Origin of the sequence: Nocardioides sp. J9, assembly GCF_007829375.1 — a bacterium.
Taxonomy (GTDB): Bacteria; Actinomycetota; Actinomycetes; order Propionibacteriales; family Nocardioidaceae; genus Nocardioides.
The window spans coordinates 45,122-69,064 of sequence record NZ_VLJQ01000066.1; the positions used below are offsets into that span (position 1 = coordinate 45,122).

At 67.1% G+C, this 23,943-nt stretch carries 22 protein-coding genes; 20 read left to right on the forward strand and 2 right to left on the reverse strand.

Features of this window, described 5'->3' with window-relative positions; translation table 11 throughout:
* Positions 1 to 89: 89 nt before the first annotated feature.
* Entirely contained in the window at positions 90 to 1,127 is a 1,038-nt protein-coding gene (locus L615_RS09540) for an ABC transporter substrate-binding protein (protein WP_186449800.1), read from the reverse strand.
* Positions 1,128 to 1,443: 316 nt separating this feature from the next.
* Here L615_RS09540 and L615_RS09545 point away from each other — a divergent pair, with 316 nt between their 5' ends.
* The 18 genes from L615_RS09545 to L615_RS09630 all read left to right on the forward strand — a co-directional run bounded on the left by L615_RS09545 (position 1,444) and on the right by L615_RS09630 (position 19,981).
* Complete coding sequence (locus L615_RS09545; RefSeq protein ID WP_145724910.1) at positions 1,444 to 3,177, forward strand: iron ABC transporter permease; 1,734 nt, start codon at positions 1,444 to 1,446, stop codon at positions 3,175 to 3,177.
* A gap of 847 nt (positions 3,178 to 4,024) precedes the next feature.
* The gene (locus L615_RS09550) at positions 4,025 to 5,521 is read left to right on the forward strand and encodes an aldehyde dehydrogenase (protein WP_222430510.1); all 1,497 of its coding nucleotides are present in this window, start codon (positions 4,025 to 4,027) and stop codon (positions 5,519 to 5,521) included.
* A gap of 54 nt (positions 5,522 to 5,575) precedes the next feature.
* Positions 5,576 to 6,481 (forward strand): SDR family NAD(P)-dependent oxidoreductase, encoded by a 906-nt coding sequence (locus tag L615_RS09555; protein ID WP_145724911.1) that lies wholly within the window; start codon positions 5,576 to 5,578, stop codon positions 6,479 to 6,481.
* A gap of 9 nt (positions 6,482 to 6,490) precedes the next feature.
* A complete protein-coding gene (locus L615_RS09560) occupies positions 6,491 to 7,156 on the forward strand; it encodes a nitroreductase family protein (RefSeq protein WP_145724912.1) in 666 nt (221 codons plus the stop codon).
* The gene (locus L615_RS09565) at positions 7,153 to 8,316 is read left to right on the forward strand and encodes a thiolase family protein (protein WP_145724913.1); all 1,164 of its coding nucleotides are present in this window, start codon (positions 7,153 to 7,155) and stop codon (positions 8,314 to 8,316) included. Before L615_RS09560 ends, L615_RS09565 begins: the two co-directional genes overlap by 4 nt.
* Entirely contained in the window at positions 8,313 to 8,732 is a 420-nt protein-coding gene (locus L615_RS09570; protein ID WP_145724914.1) for a Zn-ribbon domain-containing OB-fold protein, read from the forward strand. The genes L615_RS09565 and L615_RS09570 overlap by 4 nt, the downstream gene beginning before the upstream one ends.
* A gap of 73 nt (positions 8,733 to 8,805) precedes the next feature.
* Positions 8,806 to 10,614 carry an NAD(P)-binding domain-containing protein gene (locus L615_RS09575; RefSeq protein ID WP_145724915.1) on the forward strand — a complete coding sequence of 603 codons (1,809 nt, stop codon included), beginning with the start codon at positions 8,806 to 8,808 and terminating at the stop codon, positions 10,612 to 10,614.
* 36 nt (positions 10,615 to 10,650) lie between these two features.
* Positions 10,651 to 10,968, forward strand: a complete 318-nt coding sequence (locus L615_RS09580; RefSeq protein ID WP_145724916.1) for a putative quinol monooxygenase — start codon at positions 10,651 to 10,653, stop codon at positions 10,966 to 10,968.
* A complete protein-coding gene (locus L615_RS09585; protein WP_186449801.1) occupies positions 10,937 to 12,148 on the forward strand; it encodes a serine hydrolase in 1,212 nt (403 codons plus the stop codon). Before L615_RS09580 ends, L615_RS09585 begins: the two co-directional genes overlap by 32 nt.
* A complete protein-coding gene (locus L615_RS09590; protein WP_186449802.1) occupies positions 12,141 to 12,542 on the forward strand; it encodes a carboxymuconolactone decarboxylase family protein in 402 nt (133 codons plus the stop codon). Before L615_RS09585 ends, L615_RS09590 begins: the two co-directional genes overlap by 8 nt.
* Complete coding sequence (locus tag L615_RS09595) at positions 12,539 to 13,444, forward strand: NAD(P)-dependent oxidoreductase (RefSeq protein ID WP_145724919.1); 906 nt, start codon at positions 12,539 to 12,541, stop codon at positions 13,442 to 13,444. Before L615_RS09590 ends, L615_RS09595 begins: the two co-directional genes overlap by 4 nt.
* Before the next feature lie 2 nt (positions 13,445 to 13,446).
* Complete coding sequence (locus tag L615_RS09600) at positions 13,447 to 14,376, forward strand: SMP-30/gluconolactonase/LRE family protein (protein WP_145724920.1); 930 nt, start codon at positions 13,447 to 13,449, stop codon at positions 14,374 to 14,376.
* A gap of 66 nt (positions 14,377 to 14,442) precedes the next feature.
* Complete coding sequence (locus L615_RS09605; protein WP_145724921.1) at positions 14,443 to 15,648, forward strand: cytochrome P450; 1,206 nt, start codon at positions 14,443 to 14,445, stop codon at positions 15,646 to 15,648.
* Positions 15,649 to 15,826: 178 nt separating this feature from the next.
* Positions 15,827 to 16,603: a cyclase family protein gene (locus tag L615_RS09610; RefSeq protein WP_222430511.1), complete on the forward strand. Its 777-nt coding sequence runs from the start codon at positions 15,827 to 15,829 to the stop codon at positions 16,601 to 16,603.
* Positions 16,603 to 17,802 carry an alpha-hydroxy acid oxidase gene (locus L615_RS09615; RefSeq protein ID WP_145724923.1) on the forward strand — a complete coding sequence of 400 codons (1,200 nt, stop codon included), beginning with the start codon at positions 16,603 to 16,605 and terminating at the stop codon, positions 17,800 to 17,802. Before L615_RS09610 ends, L615_RS09615 begins: the two co-directional genes overlap by 1 nt.
* 56 nt (positions 17,803 to 17,858) lie before the next feature.
* Positions 17,859 to 18,554 (forward strand): HpcH/HpaI aldolase/citrate lyase family protein, encoded by a 696-nt coding sequence (locus L615_RS09620; RefSeq protein WP_186449803.1) that lies wholly within the window; start codon positions 17,859 to 17,861, stop codon positions 18,552 to 18,554.
* Positions 18,555 to 18,602: 48 nt separating this feature from the next.
* Positions 18,603 to 18,794 carry a ferredoxin gene (locus tag L615_RS09625; RefSeq protein ID WP_145724925.1) on the forward strand — a complete coding sequence of 64 codons (192 nt, stop codon included), beginning with the start codon at positions 18,603 to 18,605 and terminating at the stop codon, positions 18,792 to 18,794.
* Between the two features lie 32 nt (positions 18,795 to 18,826).
* The gene (locus L615_RS09630; protein ID WP_261376626.1) at positions 18,827 to 19,981 is read left to right on the forward strand and encodes an NAD(P)/FAD-dependent oxidoreductase; all 1,155 of its coding nucleotides are present in this window, start codon (positions 18,827 to 18,829) and stop codon (positions 19,979 to 19,981) included.
* Positions 19,982 to 20,178: 197 nt separating this feature from the next.
* Here L615_RS09630 and L615_RS09635 read toward each other — a convergent pair whose 3' ends face one another.
* Positions 20,179 to 20,835 (reverse strand): GntR family transcriptional regulator, encoded by a 657-nt coding sequence (locus tag L615_RS09635; protein WP_145724927.1) that lies wholly within the window; start codon positions 20,833 to 20,835, stop codon positions 20,179 to 20,181.
* A gap of 224 nt (positions 20,836 to 21,059) precedes the next feature.
* Here L615_RS09635 and L615_RS09640 point away from each other — a divergent pair, with 224 nt between their 5' ends.
* Together L615_RS09640 and L615_RS09645 are read left to right on the forward strand one after the other, a co-directional pair.
* Positions 21,060 to 22,670 carry an NAD(P)/FAD-dependent oxidoreductase gene (locus L615_RS09640; protein ID WP_222430512.1) on the forward strand — a complete coding sequence of 537 codons (1,611 nt, stop codon included), beginning with the start codon at positions 21,060 to 21,062 and terminating at the stop codon, positions 22,668 to 22,670.
* 57 nt (positions 22,671 to 22,727) lie between these two features.
* Entirely contained in the window at positions 22,728 to 23,921 is a 1,194-nt protein-coding gene (locus L615_RS09645) for an acyl-CoA dehydrogenase family protein (RefSeq protein ID WP_145724929.1), read from the forward strand.
* Positions 23,922 to 23,943 lie beyond the last annotated feature (22 nt).

Below are 23,943 nucleotides of genomic sequence, written 5' to 3' on the forward strand. Positions count from 1 at the left end.
CCCGGTCACCGCGGCGGTCAGATGGCAAGCAGAAGGGGCCCGGAGCAACGCTCCGGGCCCCTCAGTTGTTCGCTGGGGCGGGTGTGGCCTCAGTTACCGCCCATTTCCTTCTTCTGCTCGGCGCCGACCTTCGGCCACTCCTCCGGAGAGAGCTCTTCGGGCTTCAGGAGGTACACCTTCGCCTCGGTGTCCAAGGTGCTGACGAACACGCCCTCGGGCTGGGTCGCCACCATGGCGTCCTGGCCCTCCTTGCTGAGGATCCAGTTCATCCAGACCAGTGCGGCGTTCGGGTGGTCGGCCGACTGCAGGGCGCCGGCGGAGGCATTGGTCACTGGGGTCTCGGGGGCGGGGTTGTAGGCCACGGGGGCGCCGCTGCGGATGCCGTTCTCGGCGCCGAGTGCGGAGGCGTACGCGGCGACGTCGATCTCGCCCGACTGGAGTGCCGCCTCGATCGACGGGCCGCTGTCGTAGAACTTGATGCCGAGCTCGCCGAGCTTCTCGAGGTAGTCCGCCCCGTACTTCTCCTTCAGGTAGTTGTTGAAGGCGACGAGGTTGGGGGTCAGGGTGGGGTCGACGGTGCCGATCTTGCCCTTGTACTTGGGGTCGAGGAGATCGGGGTAGTCCGTCGGCGGGTCGGTGACATTCTTGTTGTACTCCAGCACTGCGGGGAACTGCAGCACCTGCATGTACGTGTCGTGGAAGTACGGAGAGCCGTCCCACAACGCGGCCGACGGGAGCTCGGTCAGTTCGTGCAGGACACCATCCCCCTGGGCCTTGAAGAACTGGCTCGAGCTGACCCAGACCACGTCGGCGCCGGCCGCGTTGGACATCTGCTCCTGCTCGACCCGGGCAAGGATGTCGGCGTCCTTGCCGACGAAAGCTTCGACCTCGATGTCCGGGTACTCCTTGTTGAACTCCGCGATGACCTCTTCGTAGCCGATCGCGAGGTTGGTGTAGAGGCTCAGCTTGCCCTCCTTGTTGGCGGCCTCGACGACCGCGTCGAAGTCGGAGGCATCCGCGACCTCGGCCGGGTCCGAGCCGTCGGAGCCGCATGCAGACAGGCCGAGCGTCGCCAGGGCTGCGGCGAAGGCAACGGCGGCCGATGTGATTCTTGAAGGGGAACGCATATTTCTCATACTCCGCAAGGTGGTCTGACGAGGCTGGTCCCAAGGAACACGCCACGGGGGGCGCGCCCCAACCTCTGGCTGATCGGCTGCCACTGGAGCGGCCGAGGGTAACAAGGTGTGACGCGCGGCACAGTAATCGAATGACGGCAAGAATGTCTACAGTCACGCCGACTTTTATGACGGCACTAGGTCTGGCGGCTCGTCGAAACTGTCGACTAGAATGTAGACAGATTCGCCGCGTCGATCTACCGTGGTGAGCCACGCCGATGCGTCCCAGGCCTGGGTCTCGCACGCACGACACGAAGGGGACGGGTCGATGAGCACCCTCACAGCCGAGCCCAGCGCGCACGAACTGACGGAGCCTCGTCAGCCCCGGCGGAGCTGGCCGACGCGGTTGCTCGGTACTAGCGGCTGGTGGCTGCTCGCTGCCGTACTGCTGGTACTCGTCGGACTTCCGGTCGTCGAGCTCGTGCGCCGCATGCTCGCGGATGATGCTGACGCCTTCAGGGCGATGAGGGACCTGCCGGGGATCGGCGCCGTTGCCTGGCGCACCTTCATCCTGGGGCTCGTGTCTGCGGCCATCGCCATCGGCTTCGGCACAGCGGCGGCCTGGAGTGCTGCCGGCCTGAGTGGCCGCAAGCGGAACATCGCCGTCGCCGTCCCACTCATCAGTCTGCTCGTGCCTCCACCGGTCCTTGTCATCGGCTGGCTCTTCTTGTTTGCGCCGCGCGTCGGCTACGGCAACCAGCTGCTGCGCCAGCTTCCCTGGTGGGACCACCTGGAGAGCGGGCCGATCAACGTCTATACGACATTCTGGATCGTGGTGATCACCGGGCTGATGCTGATCCCGTTCGCGTTCATGTTCGTCTACAACTCGGTATCAGCGATGGGGCCGAGCTATGAGGCTGCCGCGGCGATGTCGGGTGCCCGGCCGATGCGGGTCCTGTGCACGATCACGATCCCGATGCTGCGTCCCTCGATCGTGTACGGCTTCGCGATTTGTCTGGTCCTCGGGTCCGGGCAGTTCACCGCGCCGCTACTGCTCGGCCGCCAGTCCGACATCGACACACTGACCACAGTCGGCTTCGCCTCCACGCAGAATTTCCCGATCCAGTACGGCCTGGCATCAGCGATCGTCTCGCCTCTGATCATCCTCGGCCTCCTTATGGTGCTCTTCCAACGCCGGGCCATCGGGAACACCGAACGGTTCGTGATCAGCCGGGACGAGTCCGCGACCACGGCCCGCAAGGTCTCGAACCTCCGCCTCGTGCCGATCCTGCTCTATCTGGCGTGTGTGGCGCTGCCCGTCCTCGCTGTGACCCATGTGGCGTTTTCGCCGTTCTGGTCCGGGGAGTTCAAGTTCGAGAGCTATACGACGGGGAACATCTCGAGCCTGTTGGCCAACGACCGGTTCTGGCAGGCGCTCCAGACCAGCACGATCGTCTCCGTCGCGGCTGTCGTGATCGTAGTTCCGCTGACCTTCTTTGCGGCGATGGCCACCCTTCCGTCCTCGCGCGCGCCCAAGGTGCTCAAGACCGTGATCGATTTCGCCGTCAACCTTCCCCTGGGCGTCCCCGCGCTCGTCTTTGGCTTCGGCATCCTGTTCGCCTACACTCAGGCGCCGTTCAACCTCTACGGCACGATCGGGATCATCGTGGTCGCGTACGTGACGGTGATGTTGCCCTTCTCGATGCGGATCCAGCTGACGGCGCTCTCTAACACCAGTGACGAGTATCGCCAGGCGTCCTTGGTTGCGGGCGCGAGCCCACTCCGCACCCTGTGGAAGATCGTGGTTCCGTTGGCGAAGGTGGGAATCCTCAGCGCGGCCCTGCTGACGTTCACGCTGATGATGCACGAGTTCAGTGCTTCCCTCATTGTTCGTTCGACGAACACCCAGGTACTCGGGGCGCTCCTCGCCGACTACTACGGTGAAGGGTCGTACCAGAACCTCGCGGCGCTGTCGCTGCTGCTGGTGGTGATCACCGTCGCGGGAGCCCTGGTGACGGGCTTGGCGGTGATGGTCGTCGGTGGCTGGCGGCGTAGGTCCTGATCGTCGAAGGAGGCGGAATGTCCTCGCCGTACCTGGTCCTGATCGCCGTCGGCGCGGTGTTGCGATACATGTCGAAGTCGGGTTTGAGGTCGAAGACGCCCAGTGGGTGTAGGCGGTCCCCGGCAGATGGCCGCCGCTGGTGTACCGGATCCCCACGGCCGGCCCGTCGCTTTCGGAGGGGTACTTGGTGAACGGCGGGTGCCCGCGTTGAAGGCCTCGGGGGTTGCGGAGACCGGGGATCGACGACTTCGTGCCAACGGATGTCTATGCCGTCGAGCGGACTTCCTGGCCGATGCGGCGCACGACCAGGACGCCTTCGACCGGCCGGCCGTTCGCACGCAACCGCGCTGACCGCCTCGCCGACGGCAGCTTGAAGGCGTTCCGGACGGCCCGTGGATGGCGGATGTCTGATCGGCGGTGATTCTCGTCCTCGTGCCGCATTCAAGGACCTGGCTGCTCCCCTTCTTCCTGCTCGACGAGTCGAAACGCCGAGGTAGGGGACGTTCAAGCGGGCCTGACGAGCACGAGCCACGGGGAGAGTGCGGGTTGTTCCATCCAAGCACCTCCTTTCGGGGGCGGAGGTCGGCTGCCGGGCCGGCTGGAGTCGTCCTGAGGACGAGCGGACCGGCGGCGGCGTCGTCGAGATTTCACCCATCGGCTCGCGGGGGCAGCGACTCTCCGCTCGGGAGATCGCGCCTCCCGGCAGGCGCACGGGTCGGATGCCTTACATCTCTCCAAAATCGTCGATTAAATCGTAGACAAACTTGTCGTCACATCCTAGGGTCGGGAACATCCCGCGCCAATGCGCAATCGTTCCAAGGCAAGACCCTGAGGAGAGGAAGTCGACGTGGCTCTCACCGTTCCCGCAGGTGCGGATCTGGCCGAGGCGAGGCTCCTGATCGGTGGTGAGTGGCTTCGGGACACCACGGGTGGGGCACAGGAGCACCTCTATCCAGGCAACGGGCGCGTCAACGGACTGGTTCACCTCGCGGGCGCCGCCGAGGTCGATCTCGCGGTGCGGCGAGCGCACGAGGCCTCGCCGGTCTGGCGAGGCCTGACCCCCGACGTGCGGCGCGACCTGATTGCCCGACTTGGCAGGGCCCTGCTCGAGAACGCCGACGAGCTGATTCGGATCACCACGCTGGAGATGGGCGCACCCCATCGCTTCGCGCAGTGGAATCCGAGTTACGCCGCGCAGTGGTTTGCCTACTACGCCGGGTGGGCGGACAAGGTCGAAGGCACCGTCAACCCACCGTTCCCGGCACGGGGGATGAACTACACCCTCGCTGAGCCGTACGGCGTCGTAGGACTCATCACGGCGTGGAACGCACCGCTGGTCTTCATCGGCATGAAGATCGCGCCGGCTCTGGCGGCGGGGAACTGCGTCGTACTCAAACCGTCCGAACTCGCGCCGTACTCGTCGCTGCGCTTCGCCGAGATCGCCCTCGAGGCGGGAGTCCCCGAGGGCGTGATCAACGTGGTGCCCGGCGGCCCGGATGCAGGGGCGGCTCTGTCCCAGCACCCCGGAGTTGGCAAGATCTCCTTCACGGGCAGCGTCCCGACCGCTCGGCGGGTGATCGAGGCGTCGGCCGCGACCATCAAGCCGCTGGCGCTGGAGCTCGGTGGTAAGTCGGCCAATCTCATCTTCCCCGACGCCGACCTGGACCAGGCGATCCCCTTGGCTGCGACATTCGGCCTGGCCGCGATGTCGGGCCAGGGTTGTGCCTGCCTGACCCGCATGCTCGTGCACGAGTCCATCCACGACGAGGTGCTGGAGCGAGTCAAGGCCCAGGTGTCGACCTACAAGATGGGCGATCCCTTCTCCGAGGAGACGACAATCGGACCGCTGATCACCCGCGCCTCCCAGGAGCGAGTCCTCGGACTCATCGAGCGGGCAGAGCAGAGCGGCGCCGGCTCGCTGGTGATGGGCGGAACCCGTCCCACTGACGGCGACCTCGCCGACGGTTGGTTCGTGCGACCCACCGTGCTCGACGACGTGGATCCCGACAGCGAGATCGCGCAAGAGGAGATCTTCGGACCGGTGCTCTCGATCATGACTTTCTCCAGCCCGGAGCAGGCGGTGCAGATCGCCAACAACTCCCGCTTCGGCCTTGCCGCGAACATCAACACGCGAGATCTGTCGCTGGCCCATCTCCTCGCCTCGCGGCTCGATGCCGGCTCGATCCGGATCAACGGTCACAACGGCATGTCGGCCAGCGCGCCCTTTGGTGGGTACGGCGAGAGCGGTTACGGCAGGGAGGGTGGACGCGCGGGACTCGAGGAATTCCTCCACATCAAGAACGTGTTCATCGCCCTACCCGACACGCTGCCGGATCCGTCATGAGTCGGCGAAGGCAGGACAAGAAGGAACAACACGTGGTGGGAGAAGGAGCCGAGCATGGACGCCCTTGAAGGCAAGACCGCTGTCGTCACGGGTGCCGGGAGCGGGATCGGCCGAGGCATCGCCCTGGCCCTTGCGGGACACGGGGTCCACGTGGTGGTCGCAGATGTCAATCAGGACACGGCCGAGGCCGTAGCCGAGGAGGTGCGGGCGACCGGCCGTCGAAGCCTCGCCGTCGCCGCCGACGTCTCCGACCTGGCACAGGTCGAGGCGCTCGCTGACCGGGCGTACGCCGAGTTTGGTTCGGTCGAGATCCTCGCGAACAACGCCGGGGTGTCGATGCGTCCTTACCGCGCGAGCTGGGACACCTCCTACGAGGACTACCAGTGGGTCATCGGCGTGAACCTGTGGGGCGTCATCCATGGCCACCATGCGTTCGTCCCACGAATGCGCGAGACCCCAGGGCCAAAGCACATCGTCAACACGTCGTCGATGTCCTCGATGAGGGATGCCGCCGGACTCGCTGCCTACACGGCTTCGAAGGGCGCTGTGGACCACTACTCCCTGGCGGCGGCCGAAGAGCTGGCGACCCAGAACATCGGGCTGACGCTGCTGTTCCCGGGCTTCGTCAGGACCGACATCTCCAAGAGCGAGCAACTGCGGCCCGCCGACCAGCAGTCGGAGTCACGCCATGTGAAGCCTTATAGCGATTACCTCGGCCAAGGTGGCAACGAGGGGAATTGGTCGGGGGCGCCGGCGATGGCCGCCGACGACCCGATGCTCGTCCCGCTCGACCCGATCGACGCCGGAAGCATGGTCGTACGGGCAATCCGAGAGAACCGCCGGTTCTGTGTAACGCACCCCACGCCGGCGGAGCTCATGAGGACCCGGACCGAGCTGATGATCGGTGGCTACGAGCCACTGGGCCAATCCAACGCCGTACTGAACGACGTCCGACCCTAGGGACACGAGATGAATGAACCGATCGGCCTTTTCGAGGCGATCTCGACGACCCGTGCCATGCGACGGCTCAAGCCGGACCCAGTGCCGGACGACCTCATCGTGCAGATCCTGCAGGCGGGACTGTGCGCGCCGAACGGCGGCAACATGCAGAAGTGGCGGTTCCTCGTGATCAAGGACGAGAAGATCAAGCGCACCGTCCAGCAGTGGTACAAGAAGGCCTACGACGAGATCGTCGGGCCGGTCTATGCCCAGGGGAATGTGCCAGCGGGCACGACGGCCGCCGGATACAAGAAGCACACGACAGCGGTGGAGTACCTCACCGAGCACCTCCATGAGGCGCCGGTGTGGATCATCCCCTGTTTGGAGCACCGCCCGAAGATGGGGCGGGCGGAGCCAGCCTCGATCTACCCCGCAGTCCAGAACATGCTGCTGGCCGCCCGTGCGCTGGGGCTGGGTGCGACGCTGACCACCCGGCACCTGATGTACGAGGAGGAGACCGAGAGGGCTTTGGGCATCCCCGAAGGGGTGCGTTCCTGGGCCCTGATACCGATCGGCTACCCGCTCGGGAAGTTTGGTCCGGTGAAGCGGGGCGAGCTCGCGGACTTCGTGGACCTCGACCGCTGGGGACAGCCCTACCCGGCGGTGGAGGCGACGCGCAGCGTCGTGGAGTCGTGACAGTCCCGCGGGCGGCCGTCGCCGGGTTGGGAGTCACCGAGGTCGGCAAGGTCTATGACCGCACGGCGGCGCAGTTCGCGGCGGATGCGGTCCGACTGGCCGTGGCCGATGCGGGCCTGAGCGTGGGGGACATCGACGGCCTGTTGGTGTCGTCGGGCGTCACCCGGGGAGTTCGCATGGACTTGCAGGTCGACTTGGGCCTGCGTGACCTTCGGTTTCTCTCGGAGATGCAGGCTTTCGGCACCACCGCGATCGCCATGATCCAGACGGCGGCGATGGCCGTGATCAGTGGCACCGCGTCGGCTGTGGCATGTGTGTGGGCCGATGACCCCTTGCAGCCGCAGGCGACCACTGGCTCGGTCTACGGCCGCAGCGGCGGGAACTTCCCGGGCCCCTGGACGACGGTCTATGCCTCGTCCGGGATGTTCGTCGGCAGCGCCCGGTATGCGATGGCCGCTCGCCGCCATATGGAGCGATTCGGAACGACGCATGAGCAGCTGGGTGCGATCGCCGTCGCGCAGCGGCGGTGGGCGGAGTTGAATCCGCAGGCGCAGATGCGTTCGCCGCTGTCCCTGGACCAGTACCTCGCGTCGCGCTGGGTGGCCGAGCCCTTCCGTCTGCTGGACTGCTGCCTGGTCTCGAACGGCGGTGCCGCGGTCATCGTGACCTCGGCTGAGCGAGCGGCCGACCTTCAGCAGCCCGTCGTCGCCGTGGCGGGATGGGGATCCGCCCACCCCGGACGGGCGATGCGGCGCGACGAGGACTTCGGCATCCGGTCGGGGGCCGCCCAGAGTGGTCCGCGTGCCTTGGAGATGGCGGGCCTGAAGATCGAGGACATCGATGTCTTCGAGCTCTACGACTGCTACACCTTCACAGCACTGCTCACGATGGAGGACTACGGAATCTGTCCGAAGGGTGAGGGCGGACCGTTCGCAGCGTCGGGCGCGCTGGGGCCGGATGGCACGGTCAAGGTGAACACCGGCGGCGGTCAGCTGTCAGGCTTCTATCTATGGGGCATGACGCCGGTGGTCGAGGGCGTGACCCAGGCGCGTGGGCAGGCGGGGGCACGACAGGTGCGTTCGCATGACCGGGTGATGGTGAGCGGCAACGGGGGCATCCTGGACCACCATGCCACGTTGGTCCTGGAGGCGGAACGATGACTTTGTCGAAACCGCCGCTTCAAGCGCCGGTCCCGAACCGGCGTACGGCAACCTTCCTCGCGGGATGGAACGAGGGCACTTTTCCATTGCGCGGGTGTATCGCGTGCGGCACGGTCAACGAGCCGGAGGCGGAGCAGTGCTCGGCGTGCTCGGCGACGAAGTTCGAGTCGATCGACGCGTCGGGCATGGCAACGTTGGTGAGCTGGACCGTGCCGCACCATCGCAATGTCGGAGGCGATGTCGAACCGACGGGGATCTTGGCCCTGGCGGAGCTCGACGAAGGACCCTGGTGGTGGGCCGCCCTCCTGGCCGACGATGCGGACGCGCTCGAGGTCGGCCTCCGACTCCGCCTTCGGTTCGACGAAGTGCCCGGCGTCGGGCAGCGGGTTGTCGTTCTGGTGAAAGACGCTTCTTGACACCGTCGCCCACCCGCGTAATGTATGCATTATTGTAGACACAATGTTTGGTTGATATGAAGGTGGAGCGGTGATGAGTCTGCACGCGAAGGACGTCGACACGGTCGGCGAGTGGCTGACGAGATTCGAGGCCAGCATTGCCGACCCCGGATCATCTCCCCTAGGAGATCTCTTCGTCGCCGATGGCACCTGGCGTGACATCCTGGCCGCCAGTTGGGACCTGCACACCTTCTACGGCGCCGAGCAGATCAACGCCGCGGCTCGACGCTACCTCGGCCACGCCGACTGGTCAGAGGTCGCGCTCCGTGACGACGTCCCCGTGCGCCGTGTAACCCGGTCGGGCAGGACGGTGATCGAGGCGCTCTTTACCTTCCGTACGACGGACGGCCCGGGGGCCGGCGTGGTCCGACTGATAGAGGATCCCGATGCCGGACGTGTGGTGGCCTGGACGTTGATGACCTCGCTGCAGGACCTCCATGCTCAGGGGGCGGAGCGAGACGAGGAATCTAATCACCACCGTGACTTCGCTGCGCCGAACTGGCTCGACAAGCGCATCGAGGAGTCCGCGTTCACGGACCGCGAGCCGGAGGTCCTCGTCGTGGGGTGCGGTCAGGCCGGCCTCGCCGCTGCCGCGCGGTTGCGGCGCCTGGGCGTCGACACTCTCGTCGTCGACCGCATGGATCGCGTCGGCGACAACTGGCGCAAGCGTTACCACTCGCTGGTGCTTCACAACGAGATCTACGCCAACCACCTGCCGTACATCCCCTTCCCTACGACCTGGCCGACCTACATCCCGAAGGACATGCTGGCCAACTTCTTCGAGGCCTATGCAGACTTCATGGAGTTGAACGTCTGGACCGGAACCGAGTTCCTCGGCGGCTCCTACGACGACGCATCGGCGACCTGGGCGGTGACAGTGCGGACCGACGGGCGCGACCGGGTGCTGCGGCCCCGCCACATCGTCATGGCGGTCGGCGTCAGCGGTATCCCCCACATCCCGCGAATCCCGGGACTCGACGACTTCGAGGGGACGGTGCTCCACTCGGCGCAGTTCGTCAACGGCAATGACTTTGCGGGCAAGCGGGTGGTCGTCGTCGGCACGGGGACGAGCGGGCACGACGTCGCTCAGGACCTGTGGAGTCGCGGGGTAGAGGTCTCCATCCTCCAGCACGATCCCAGCACGGTGGTGAGCGTTGGTCCCCAGGCGGCGGGACGCGTCTACAACCTGTACCTGGAGGGTCTGGCGCTCGAGGACACCGACCTGGTCAACATCGGTACGCCGTACAACGCGCTGCGGCACGGCTACCAGCTCCTCACCCGGGACCTGGCAGAGAACGACAAGGAGCTTCTCGACGGTCTTCGCGCGGTCGGCTTCAAGCTCGACGCCGGGGCCGACGAGACCGGCTTCCAGATGAAGTACCTGCGCACCGGCGGCGGCTACTACCTCGACGTTGGCTGCGCGGGCCTGCTGGTGGACGGCAAGATCGGGCTGCTGCAGACGGACGATATGGCGGCCTTCGACCGGTCGGGGATTGCGTTCAAGGACGGCCGCCATGTCGACGTCGACGTGGTCATCCTCGCCACTGGCTACAAGGGCCAGGAGGAGCTGCTGGCGATGCTCTTCGACAAGGAGCTGGCCGAGCGCACGGGGCCCATCTGGGGCTTCGATGACGAGGGCGAGCTGCGAAACATGTGGCGGCGGACCGGCCAGCCGGGTCTCTGGTTCACGGCCGGCAGCCTGGCCCAGTGCCGGATCTTCTCGAAGTTCCTCGCGCTCCAGATCAAGGCCAGCCTGGCCGGCCGCATCGGGGCGTCCCCGCCGGCGTCGGCGGTGCGCGGCCGGCTACGCGAAGAAGACCTGGTCGACGTCTGGGACGTCTGACCCCATCACTCGAAGAACGACTCAAGGAGAAAGTCCATGTCACAGATCGCCCAGTTCGCCCGCTTCCCCGCCAAGCCGGGACGTGGTGCGGACGTCGTCGCGGCCCTCGAGACGGCTCTCGCCGCGGCCCGCGGGGAGGCCGGCACCCAGGTCTACGCGATCCACGTGCAGCCCGACGACGCCGACGTCGTGTGGATGTATGAGCTCTACGAGAGTGCCCAGGCCCAGGCGAACCACTCCAGCAGCGAGGCGACGGCCGCGCTGCGTGCCGCGGTCGGGGACCTGCTGGACGGCTCCCTCACGGTCAGTCGAGGTTCGATCCATGCCGGCTTCGGGCTCCCTGGCCTTGAGTGACGCCTGCGGGATCGACGTGATGACGCGGGAGCAACTGACCGACGAGCGTGTCGAGCGCGCCATGGATGTCGCGCGGGCTGCGGGTGAGGAGGGACTCGCGGTCGCCGCCTACCTCGGTGACGACCTCATCATCGACACCTGGTCCGGCCTCGCTGACTCGGACGTTGGGACGCCGGTGACTGCCGACACCCTGTTCCAGGTCTTCTCGGTGACCAAGGCGTTCACCGCCACCGCACTGCACCTGCTCGCCGATCGTGGGTTGGTCGACTACGACCTGCCGATCGCACGTTACTGGCCGGAGTTCGGTGTTCGGGGCAAGGAGAGGATCACGGTGCGTGACGCGCTGTGCCACCGCGCCGGCATCCCGCAGATGCCCGTCGGTGTCACGGTGGAGCGCATGGGCGACTGGTCATGGATGACCGAACAGATCGCGAACTTCAGGCCATGGTTCCCGGCTGGGACCGTGAACGCGTACCACGTGCTGGTCTGGGGCTGGCTGATCGGCGAGGTCATTCAACGCACCGACCCCGAGAAGCGCGACGTCGCCACCTTCGTCGCAGACGAGGTCTGTGCCCCGCTCGGCATCACGGACTTCCACATGCCGCTGGCCGACGAGCACGTCGGCCGGGTCACCCAGCTGAAAGCGGACTGGCAGGTTCAGCTTGATCCTGACCACCTGCGCAACGCGGCCCAACCGGTCGAGGTGTCGCCGGCCCCGCCTGTCCACAATCAACGGGCCACCTGGCAGATGTCACTGCCGGGCGCCGGCGGCATCGCCAACGCGCCGTCGGTTGCGAGGCTGTTCGCGATGCTGGCCCAGCGGGGGACTTTCCACGGCACCCGGCTGCTGTCCGAGGAGATCATTGAAGCGTGCCGCCGTCCTCGGCCGGACTCCCTCGCTGACGACCTCATCTTCGAGGCGCCGGCCTGGATCGGTCAGGGAGGCTACTGGCTCGGCGGGGACCTGCGCCGCCGCATCCCGGCGGATGGATCGCTTCCCCTGGTCCTGAACCAGCCGGGCGCCGGAGGATCGACGGGGTGGGCCGAGCTCGACACCGGTCTCGCTGTCGCGATCTGCCACAACCGGCAGTTCGTGGTAGATCGCAAGGATCCTCACTTTCAGGCGAGGATCACCCCGATCGCCGACGCCGTGCGAGAGGTGGCGGCCGAGCGTGCCTGAACCGACTCCAGCGGGCGGGCTTGATGCCGCCGGCGAGAGGATCGCGCGACAGCTGTTCGGCGACGAACGGTACGAGCGCACCCGTACCTTCGCGCCCGACGGCTATCGCGCCGCGCTGCTCCGGCTGGCAGACCGCGTCGTGTTCGGCACCGTATACGCCGACGACACGCTCCCCTTGCGTGAGCGGTCACTGTGCACGATTGCCGTCCTCGCGGCCTTGGGACATGAGCAGCAACTGCGCGCGCACATCGGTGGCGCGCTCCAGGTCGGGATCTCCGAGGAAGGGATCGCAGCGGTGATCACCCAGGTGGCGATGTACGCCGGGTACCCGCCGGCATTGAATGCGATGGCCGCGGCGGAAGAGGTCTTCGCCAGCTGGACGGAGGGGGCATGACGAATCGTGAGGTCGGCTTCATCGGGCTGGGTGCCATGGGCGGGGCCATCGCGCGCCGGATCATTGCCCAGAGGAAGGTCCGGGTGTTCGACCTGGATCAGGCGCGGCGACGTGAGTTCGTTGCCCTGGGGGCCCTGTCCGCCGCGAGTCCGCGCGACCTCGCGCAGCATGCATCGGTCGTCGTGATCTGCCTGCCCACCTCGGTCCATGTCGAGGAGGTCGTGTTCGGGCTCGAGGGTCTTGTCGACTTCCTCGGCCCGGGTTCATTGGTCATAGATGCGACAAGCGGTGACCCGGTGGCGTCGCGGTCCATCGCGGCGAGGCTGGCTGCCCTGGATGTCAGTTACGTCGATGCTCCAGTGAGCGGCGGCCCGCAGGGCGCCGATGCCGGTACCTTGGCAATCATGGTGGGTGGCAGTCAGGCCGACGTCGAACGGGCCCGCCCGCTCCTCGAGCTCGTGTCGCCCAACATCCGCCATGTCGGAGCGGTGGGCAGTGCGCACTGCGCCAAGGCACTCAACAACTTGCTCGCCGCCTCCCACCGGCTCCTGGCGTTCGAGGCGTCGGCTGTCGCGGCGTCGCAGGGAGTAGATCCGCAGGCCTTCATCGACTGCGTGAACATCTCGTCCGGTCGCAGCTATGCCACCGAGGTGACGATGGGCCGCCATGTCTTCGGTGAGCGCCTGGCTCAAGGGTTCGCGCTCGGCTTGATGGCCAAGGACGTGGGCCTGGCTGCGGCGCTGGTGCCTGAACCTCTGGAGGGATTCAGCTTGGCGACCACGGTGCGTGGTCTCATGGAGCGCATGCGAGATGAGTTCGGACCGGAGGCGGATGTCAACGACGTCATCGAGGCGTACGAGGCCGCCGCGGAAGTCCGGGTGGCGACCTCGGAACGGGGCTAGTCGTGTTCGGCGCAGGCGTCGCTGAGGTGCAGGCTTCGGTGCTCGCGTCACTCCCGGCGGAGTTGAATCGGGTCCGTGCCTCGGCGTGGTCGCAGGAGGTCTTGGGCACCACGTCGATCGGCAGCTTCCTCGAGGGGCCCTGCCCGATGCCGGACGGGACGTTATTGGTCTCCGACCTCGCGCACGGCCGGATCCTGCGCTTGTCGCCGTCGGGGGTCTTCGACGTCGTATTCGAGTACCACGGGGAGCCGAACGGCCTGGCCCTCGGCGCCGACGGCGTTCTCTTCATCGCCGACTACCGACGTGGGCTTCTGACGTTGGACCTCGAGAGTCTCGAGCTGCGCACCGTGGTGGATCGCTATCGACTCGAGCCTTTCCGCGGGCTCAGCGACCTGGCTTTCGGGCCGGATGGGTCGCTCTACTTCTCCGACCAGGGTCAATCCGATCTCAGGTTTCCTACCGGTCGGCTATTCCGCTGGGATCCGGCGAGCGGGCTTTCGCTCCTCGTCGACTCCATTCCGAGCCCGAACGGCGTCGCGGTCAGCCCCGACGGTTCTTTGCTGTATCTGGCGGTGACGAGGGCCAACTGCGTCTATCGCGTTCCTCTGTGGGACGACGGCCGGATCGGGAAAGTCGGCGTCCATTTCCACTCCGCCGGCGGGTCTGGCGGGCCCGACGGGCTCGCCGTGGGACGTGACGGCTCGTTGGTCGTCGCCCAGTACGGCGCGGGACGAGCGTGGGTGCTCGACGCGCTGGGGATCGTTACCGCCTCGGTGACGAGCCGTGCGGGGCTGGGGATCACCAACGTCGCCTTCCTGCCAGACTCGGCGGGACGGCTGCTGCTGACCGAGGCCGGCTCGGGCAGCATCCTGCAGGCCGAGCTGGGGATCCCCGGTGCGCCGCTGTTCGCGGGACCGCGCCACGGCTCTTGAATCTGCATACATAATCGCATACACTCCTGTCGCTACCTGGCACTGCTCACGACGAGGCGAAGCGACATGACCTTGGACTCCCGCAACATCCCGACGACAGTCGTTGACTTCAGGGCCGAGGGCTTCGCTGCGGATCCCTATCCTGCCCTCGAGGCGGTGCGCCGGCTCGGTCCGGTCGTGTACGACGAAGGGTTGGACCAGTTCCTGATCACTGGATGGCGCGACATCGCCCGGATCTACGGCAACGTTGATCGGTTCGCCTCAGACTATGACCACTTCGTCGGCCTGTTCGGCGGGGCAACGATGGAGTGCATGGAGAAGGAGCGTCACGACCCGGTCCGCAGCATTTGGGCCGAGGCATTCCGGCGTCAGGACCTCGAGAAACAGCGCGACATGATCACCGAGGTGATCACCTCCCGGCTCGAACCATTCGTGGAGAAGGTCCGCAGCGGTGCGACAGTCGACGCCGTGGCAGAGATGACCCGGGGCATCCCGACCCTCGTGATTGCGCACATGCTGGGCATCCCGCCGGCCGACTACGAACAGTTCGGCGCATGGAGCGACGCCATGGCGGCGGTGCCGGAGGGCGAGGCCGATCGCAGCCCCCGGGGTGCCGAACTCGTCCGCCGGGGCGCCGAGGCGACGGCCGCGCTCAACCGCTATGTCGCGGACGTCCTTGAGGAGCGCCGCCGAAGGCCTGGCTCGGACCTGATCAGCATGATGGCGGTCGCTCCATTCGCGAAGGAGATGGAGGAGTCCGAGATCACCGCCAGCAATACGCAGCTGGTCTTCGCCGGCAACGAGACCACGGCGAAGCTGATGGCGAACACGCTGAATGCCCTCGCCGCACACCCCGACCAGCGCCGCGAGCTCGCGGCCGATCGCAGCCTGATCCCTGCTGCCGTCGAGGAGATCCACCGGTGGAACTCGATCGTGCACGCCGGCCGCCGAATCGTGCGCAACGGAGGCGCTAGCGTCGCGGGCATCGAGCTCCATGACGGCGAGACGGTGATGTGCCTCCAAGGCGTCGCGAACCGGGATCCCGATCGGTGGGATAGGCCGGGCCAGCTCGACATCCACCGCCCGCCCAAGCAGCACCTCGGATTCGGATTCGGGATGCACTCCTGCCTGGGGCTCAACCTTGCCCGGCTCGAGGTCCACATCTGGCTCGACCTTCTGCTCGACAAGCTGCCGGAGTGGGGTATCGAGAGCGTTGACTGGGGGTCGAACTGGGTGCTGCGTGGCCCGATCCGCCTCGACGTGAGCAAGTGAGGCCTCGATGTCGGATCCTGGCCGCGAGGGGCCCTCGTACGCTCCGGCGGACTCGTTCCGCGAGATCGGTGCCCGCCTCTCGAATTGGGGCCGCTGGGGGACTGACGACCAGCGGGGAACACTGAATCACCTATCGCCTGCCATGGTCGCCGCGGCGCGGGAGTGCATCGTGACGGGGGTGAGCTACGACCTCAGTTGGCCGCTGGGCAAGGACGGCCCACAAGACGGCCGGACCCGGGTTAACCCGGTCCACACCTTCCAGGCCTTGCACGGCGACCTGCAGCGACCCGATGGCGTGTCCTATGCCGACGACTACCTCGTGCTGCCCTTGCAGGCCGGCACCCAGTGGGACGGCCTCGCCCACATCGCTTACGACGGCCGGCTGTACAACGACGTGCCCTCCGCCGACGTGACCGGCCGGACGGGAGCCGCGCGGAACGGGGTCCACGAGGTTGGCTCGGGGATGGTAGGCCGGGGGGTTTTGCTTGACGTGGCCCGACACCACGAGGTGGATTGGCTCCCGGGCGGCTACACCATCAGTGCCTCCGAGCTCGACCAGGTGGTCGCGGTCCAGGGTGTCGAGATTCGACCGGGTGACCTGGTCGTGGTCCGCACGGGCAAGGATCGCCAGGCGCGGGAGTGCGGCTGGAGCGCGTGGCTCGACGACGAGCCAGGGCTGGGCCTGGACTGCGCGCAGTGGCTCTGGGAGCGCGACGTGGCAGCAGTCGCCTCGGACAACTGGGGGATCGAGGCGCTGCCCAGCGAGGCCGGCTACCTGCCCCTCCACTGCGTCCTCATCCGGGATCTGGGCATGATGCTCGGAGAGATCTGGCGACTCGAGTCGCTCAGTGAGGCATGCGCCCGTGACCGACGGTGGGACTTCTTCGTGTCTGCCCCGCCGCTCAAGGTGGCCGGCGCCGTCGGTGCCCCGACGACTCCGGTGGTGATTCGCTGATGGGCGGCCTGAAGTTCCGCCTGAGTACGGCCAGCGGTCCGCTGTCGGTAGACGACTATCGCCGGCTGGCGCGCAAGAAGCTCCCGGACATGGTGTGGGGGTTTGTCGATGGGGCGGCGGAGGACCACCACACGCTCGATGCGAACCGTGCAGCCTTCTCGCGGTGGTCCTTCCTGCCGCGCGTCCTCACCGGCAAGGAGGGCGTGGACCTGCGGTGCAACCTGGTAGGCACCCGGCTGGACCTTCCCGTCTTCCTCGCCCCGACCGGCATGACGGGTATGGCCCACTGGGCTGCGGAGCCGGCGGCGGCGCGAGCCGCCGAGGCGTGCGGGACCCGTGCGATCATCAGTACTGCCGCCAGCTACACGCCGGAAGAGGTCGCCGCTGCCACTTCCGAGAACCACGTGTTCCAGCTCTACCCGTGGGCCAGCTCTGCCTCGGGAGCCCGCGGCCTCACCGAGTCCTTCATCAAACGAGCACACCAGGCCGACTACGCCGCACTGGCTGTAACACTGGACGTACCGGTCCACGGGAATCGTGAGGGCGAGCGGCGACGTGGCATGACCGTTCCCCCGGTCCTGACGCCGGGCCGGATCCTCAACGCTGCCAGAAAGCCGCGATGGTGGCTCAACTTCCTGCGGCACCAGCGCATCGGTGCCCGGCTGCTGCTCGACGAGCGGGGTGCGGGCGCAGCGGTGAAGTCCGCGGAGATCCAGATGCGGCTGATGCGCCCGGAGCTCACCTGGGACGACTTGTCCTGGATGCGTGACCTCTGGGACCGACCACTTCTGGTCAAGGGAGTGCTCCACCCTGAGGACGCCGTCGAAGCCGTGCGCCGGGGCGCGAACGGCGTTGTCGTGTCCAACCACGGTGGGCGCCAGCTCGACGGCGCGGTCGGCGCTCTCGACGCCCTGCCCGCGATCGTGGCCGCGGTCGGCGCCCAGGTTCCCGTCTACCTGGACGGTGGGGTACGGCGAGGCAGTGACGTCGTCAAGGCTTTGTGCCTCGGTGCCTCGGGAGTGGGCATCGGACGGCCCTACCTGTACGGGCTGGCTGCCGACGGGCAGGCGGGTGTCGAACACGTGTTGCAGATTTTCCGCGAGGAGATCGGACGAACCCTGACCCTGCTCGGATGTGCGTCGACCTCTGAACTCGGGCCGCACCTGCTGACCCGGGCCGCGACCGGACCGGTCCGATGACGATGCATCCGTTGACGCCCGGCACGGAGCCGGATCGGCCACTCTTCGGCGGGTGGGTGACCGAGCGCAGCCGCTCGACGGTGGTCGCCTACGCCGCAGCCGGCTTCGACTTCGTGTGCCTCGATTGTCAGCACTCCGAACTCGACGAGACCCGGGCGGCAGAGCTCCTGCGGTCTGACCCGGCGCCGCAGACGCCTGTCATGGTGCGGGTCAGCGACAACCGTCAGGCGCTGATCGGTCGCGTCCTCGATGCGGGGGCAGTCGGCGTCATCGTTCCGGATATCGACGACGCGAGCGACGCCGAGCGGGCGGTCGCCGCGACGAGGTACCCCCCTGCCGGTCAGCGCAGCTTCGGGCCGACGAGGGACGACCTGCCTCGAGACCCGCGACTGCTCGAAGACCGGGTGGTTTGCCTGGTCATGATCGAGACAGCGCGGGCGCTGGCCAATCTCGACGACATTTGTCGTGTGTCAGGACTGGCGGGCGTCCTGGTAGGCCCGGGTGACCTGTCGATCTCCTGCGGTTTGGCTCCCGAACGAGCGTTCTCCTCGGGCCAGCTGGACGATGTGATGGCCCGCATCGCGGCCGCCTGCGTCGAGAACGACCTCATCTTCGGCGCCTATGCGACCGACGTGGCCAGCGCGGCTCGCTGGCGGGCGCACGGTTGCGACCTGATCCCGGTGGGCAGCGGCACGCGGCTCCTGCGATCGGCAGCCTCCGATCTGAACCACGTGCTGCGCCGGTCGAACTGAGACCGGTGCAGCACATCCGACTGTTCGAGTGAAAGTGAGTTGCGAGACATGAAGGTCACCGTAGATCCGGATCGATGCATCGCCAGCGGCGCGTGTGTGTTGGCGAGCCACGAGGTGTTTGACCAAGACGAGGACGGCATCGTGGTTGTCCTGATCGAGGAGCCACAGAGCGAACTCGCTGCGAGCGTACGCGACGCGGCGGCAGCTTGCCCCGCGATGGTCATCGAGATCGAGGAGTGACTGTGGCGGCGCCGGTGGGCCGGGTCGTAGTCGTGGGTCTGGGGGCAGCGGGCCTCGCGTCCGTGGAGGCCCTGCGTCGCGGCGGTTGGGCTGGCTCGATCACCGTCCTGTCCGCCGAGGAGCATATTCCGTACGACCGCCCGCCCCTGTCGAAGGGCTATCTCTCGTCAGGGGTCGAGGAGGCGAAACTGGCGCTGTCGACCTCGGAGAAGTTGGCTGCCCTTGACCTCGACATTCGCTGGGGGACTTCGGCGGAGCGGCTGGACCCGGACCGCGCCGAGATCGTCGACAGCAACGGCGTCACGCACTGCTTCGACCACTTGGTCATCGCGACCGGCGTGCGTGCTCGCGGCCTCCCTGGCGCCCAGTTGGACGGAGTCCTGACGCTGCGGACCCGAGACGACGCCGACGCGCTCCGTGCCCGCCTCGCCGTGTCCGAGCACCTGGTCGTCGTGGGCGGTGGCTTCCTAGGGCTGGAGGTGGCGAGTACGGCAAGGGGTCTCGGTGTCGCGGTGGACGTCGTCGAGCCGCTCGACGTCCCATTGCGCAACCGGATCGGCGAGGTCGCCTCGGACGCACTAGTCGGCCTCCACCTAGTGCACGGCGTGTCGCTGCACACGGGTGTCGGAGTTGCGGCCTTCCTTCCCGGGGCCGACGGCCGACGGGTCGAGGGGGTCAGGCTCTCCGACGGAGGCGTGCTGCCGGCCGACACGGTCCTGGTGTCGATCGGGGGGCAGCCGGATGTCGACTGGCTGCGCGGTGCCGGGCTGGACTTGGACGACGGCGTCGTGTGCGATCGGTTCTCGTGCGTCCGGCCCGGGATCTGGGCGGCCGGCGACGTCGCGCAATGGGAGCATCCCGCACTGGGCCGGCCGATGCGGCTGGAGCACCGAATGAACGCCGCCGAGCAAGGCCGCGCCGTCGCGCAGGGGATCCTCGGTTCGTCCGCGGCCTTTGCGCCTGTGCCCTTCTTCTGGACCGACCAGTACGACGCCCGGATCCAGATGGCGGGTGTGTTCAGCGAGGGGGCGGTCGAGGTCGTGACTGAGTACGACGGCGGCACACGCTTCCTCGTGGAGTTCCAGGTAGACGGCCAGACGGAGGGCGTCCTGAATTGGAACGCCGCACGGGAGATGATCCCATTCCGTCAGAAGCTGGCACGGGCATACGCGGAGAGGGCCCGGTGAAGGAGGTCGTCTGCCCAGCCTGTGGCGCCCTGATGGAATCTTCCGACCAGGATGTCCTCGTTGAGCTCGCCAAGAGACACACCCTGGCCGCGCACAACTACGACATCCCCGAGGAGCATGTCGTCGCAGCCATCGAGGAGTACTGACACCGGGCAACGTTCGCGGGGCCCGGTGACGCTCGGTGGCCCAGCGGCTCGTCAGAGTGCGATCAGGTTGACAACGACCTCCGCGCTCGCCGACCGGTGACGGTCGCTGAGCTCCACGACGAGGTCAAGGTCGTGTTGGCGGATGGCCTCAATGATCTCGTCGTGCTCCTTGACGATGCGCTCTCGCGCGTCAGGGAGCCACAGATAGGTGGCACGGTAACCCTCGGAAAGCTGCCAGAGCCGTCGGATCTCGCGGCGAAAGACGCCGAGATCGGACATGTCGAAGATGGCGAAGTGGAACTCCCTGTTGGCGCGGAGCATCTTTGCCGCGTCGCCTTCGCCGAGAGCATCGGTCATCTCGGCGTTGAGGCGCTCGAGTCCGGCAAGCGCTTCGGGAGTAGCCTCCGGGAGGTTGCGCAGGACATCGGTCTCCATGAGTTCGCGTATGCGGTAGATCTGGGCGAGCTCCTCGGCGGCGAGCCGCGCCACGACATAGCCGCGGTTCGTCTCGTACTTCACGATGCCCTCGGCCTCGAGGGTGCTCAGTGCCTCGCGCAGCGGACTTCTGGAAACGCCGATCCGATTCGCGAGGTCCAGTTGAACTATCTTCTCGCCAGGCACCAACTCGCGGCGGACGATGAGGTCCCGGATCTTCTCGGCGACCGTCACCGGTGACGTCGCCGAGTCCTCTGACGTCGCAGCAGCCATCGCTCGCGCTCCCTCTCAGGGCCGTCCGACGGGCGTTCGGGTGCACCCTTCCGACGACGGTTTTGTCGATTCTGCGGTCGTTGCGAGGGTCACGATACACAGGCAGCAGGGAATCGCGGAAATATCTGTCGTTGTATTTGTCGACAGAAACGCATACAGTGTCGTCAGGGTCTCACCCGTGACCCTCTCCCCCTAGACCTGAATGGAGCCTCATGGACGTCGACGTGAGCGGTCGAAGCGATGTGGTCGACATCTGTCTGGTCGGTGCCGGAGTCGCCGGCCTCTACGCCCTGTGGCAATGCAAGGTCTCGGGCCTGAGCGTGACCTGCTACGAGGCAGCCGGTGACGTGGGCGGTGTCTGGTACTGGAACCGGTACCCCGGCGCGCGCTGCGACATCGAGAGCATCGACTACTCCTACTCCTTCGACAAAGGCCTCCAAGCCGAGTGGAGGTGGAGCGAGAACTACGCGACGCAGCCCGAGATCCTCTCCTACTTCCAGCACGCGGCCGACCGTCTCGCCCTGCGCGACCTCATCACGTTCGAGGAGCGCGTGACGAGCGCTGCATACGACGACGCGAGCGCCACCTGGACCGTGCGGACCGCGTCAGGGAAGCAGACCGTGGCTCGCTACCTGGTCCTCGCGACCGGCTCCCTGTCCTCCCTCAATGTCCCCGACATCGACGGCTTCGACTCGTTCTCCGGGGACGTCCTGTTCACGGCGGAGTGGCCCCACGAGCCGGTCGACTTCACAGGCAAGCGGGTCGGTCTGATCGGCACGGGATCCTCGGGCGTGCAGCTCGCCCCCTTGGTGGCTGAGCAGGCGGCATCGCTCACCGTCTTTCAGCGCTCGGCGAACTACAGCGTCCCGCTTCACGTCCACTCCTACACCGACGAGGAGTGGGCCGAGATCCTTGCAGGCTACGAGGAGCGGCGGGCGGTGTCGCGGGTCAGCCTCGGGGGGACGCCGCACGGACCGAACCCTGTGCACCCCCGTGACATGGACGAGGCGCAGCGCCACGCGGCCTTGGAGCAGCGTTGGCAGCGCGGCGGCATCCTCTTCGCCTCGACCTTCCAGGAGCAGCGGGTGGACCTCGCGGTCAACGACTTGGCTCGGGAGTTCGCGGAGGAGAAGATCCGGGCCATCGTGCACGACGCGCAGACGGCGGAGGACCTCATTCCCACCGACCACCCGATCGGTACGAAGCGGCCGATCACCGACACCGGCTACTTCGAGATGTTCAACCGGGACCACGTCACCCTGGTCAACCTGAGACGCGAGCCGATCACGAAGATGACGCCCGAGGCGGTCGTGACGGCCGAGCGTGAGTTCGAGATCGACGTCCTCATCCTGGCCACCGGCTTCGACGCGTTCACCGGCGCGCTGAAGGCGATCAACCCCGTAGGCGTGGACGGAGTCGACATGGAGGAGGCATGGCGGGACGGCCCGGTGACCTACCTCGGAGTCCAGGTGCCGGCGTTCCCCAACATGTTCGTGGTCAACGGCCCGGGCAGCCCGTCGGTCCTCGCGAACCAGGCCATGACCGCCGAGCAGCAGGTGGAGTGGATCTTCGACCTCATCCGTCACTGTCGGGCGCAGGGCGTCATTCGTGTGTCCACCAGCCAAGAGGCCGCTGCGGAGTGGGGCCGGGCTGTGCAGGCGGCGGCGGACAAGACCCTCTATCCCACGGCCAAGAACACCTGGTACGTCGGCGCGAACGTTCCAGGCAAGCCACAGGTCTTCATGCCCTACGCCGGCGGCTTCGGCACTTACCGCCAGATCTGCGACGAGGTCGCAGCGGCCAACTACAGAGGCTTCGACCTGCGAACGTCCTAACCGGCGCCCGATCGCAGGCCAAGGTCGTCGACGACACCAACGAGACAGAGAGCAACGATGGACTCGCTTATCAAGCTGACCGACGAGCAGGCCGCACTCCGGGAGGTCGCCCGGCAGGTGGCTACGGCACGCTACGCGCCCCGGGCCCGTGAGTGGGACGACGCGGCGAGCCCGCTGCCCCACGACGAGCGCCGCCGCCTCGCCGACCTCGGCTTTCTGGGTCTGACCCTTCCGGAGGCGTACGGCGGCCACGACCGTCCGCTGCTGGACGCACTGATCGTCCTCGAGGAGTTGGCCAAGGCCTCGCCAGTGGCTGCCTGGCCCGTCTTCGAGGCCAACGCTGGCCCGGCCCGCGTCGTGCACCTGTTCGGCACGGAGGAGCAGAAGGCGCGACTGCTGCCCCCGATCATCGCGGGCGAGGCGACGCTCGCCGTGTCGATCTCCGAACCCGACGCGGGCACGGCGGCGACTGACATGACGACGCGCGGGCGGATCGAAGGCGACGAGGTTGTCGTCAATGGCGTCAAGCGGTGGTGCTCCGGCGCGGGACACTCCGAGCAGTACCTCGTCTACCTCCGGCTCTCGGACGCGCCGGGTGCCAGAGGAATCGGGGCCGTGGTCATCGACGCCGCCACCCCTGGGGTCACCTTCGGGCCGCAGGAGAGGCTGATGGGGTTCCGCGGGATCATGTCCGCCGACATCATGTTCGACGAGGTGCGGGTGCCCGTCGCGAACCTGATCGTGCCTGCTGGTGGTTTCGGGAAGTTGTTCACGGCGTTCTCCATCGAACGCCTGGGCAACGCGACGATGTCACTGGCGATCGGCCAGACGGCATTGGACCGCTCGGCGGCCTACGTGCGCGAGCGCCGGCAGTTCGGCCGTCCGATCGCCGAGTTTCAGATGGTGCAGTCGATGCTCGCCGAGATGGTGATGAAGGTGCAGGGCGCCCGCATGCTTCTTTACGCCGCGGCGAACGAGGCTGGGGTAGGCGCGCCATCGGCGCTCTCGGCCTCGGTCGCCAAGTGCAATGCGAACGAGATGGCCAAGTCGGTCTCGGATCACGCGATCCAGATCCACGGCGGCTACGGATACTCGGCGGAGTACGAGCTCGAGCGACTCCATCGTGACTCGCACGGTTGGGCGCTCGCGGGTGGGACGATCAACATCCAGCGCATGCGCATCGCGTCCGAGTATCTCGGCCTGCGCTTCAACCAGCGATCGAGCGAGCCCGAGCCGGCGGTCCTCAGCTGACAGGCGGCCGCGGCGCCCACCC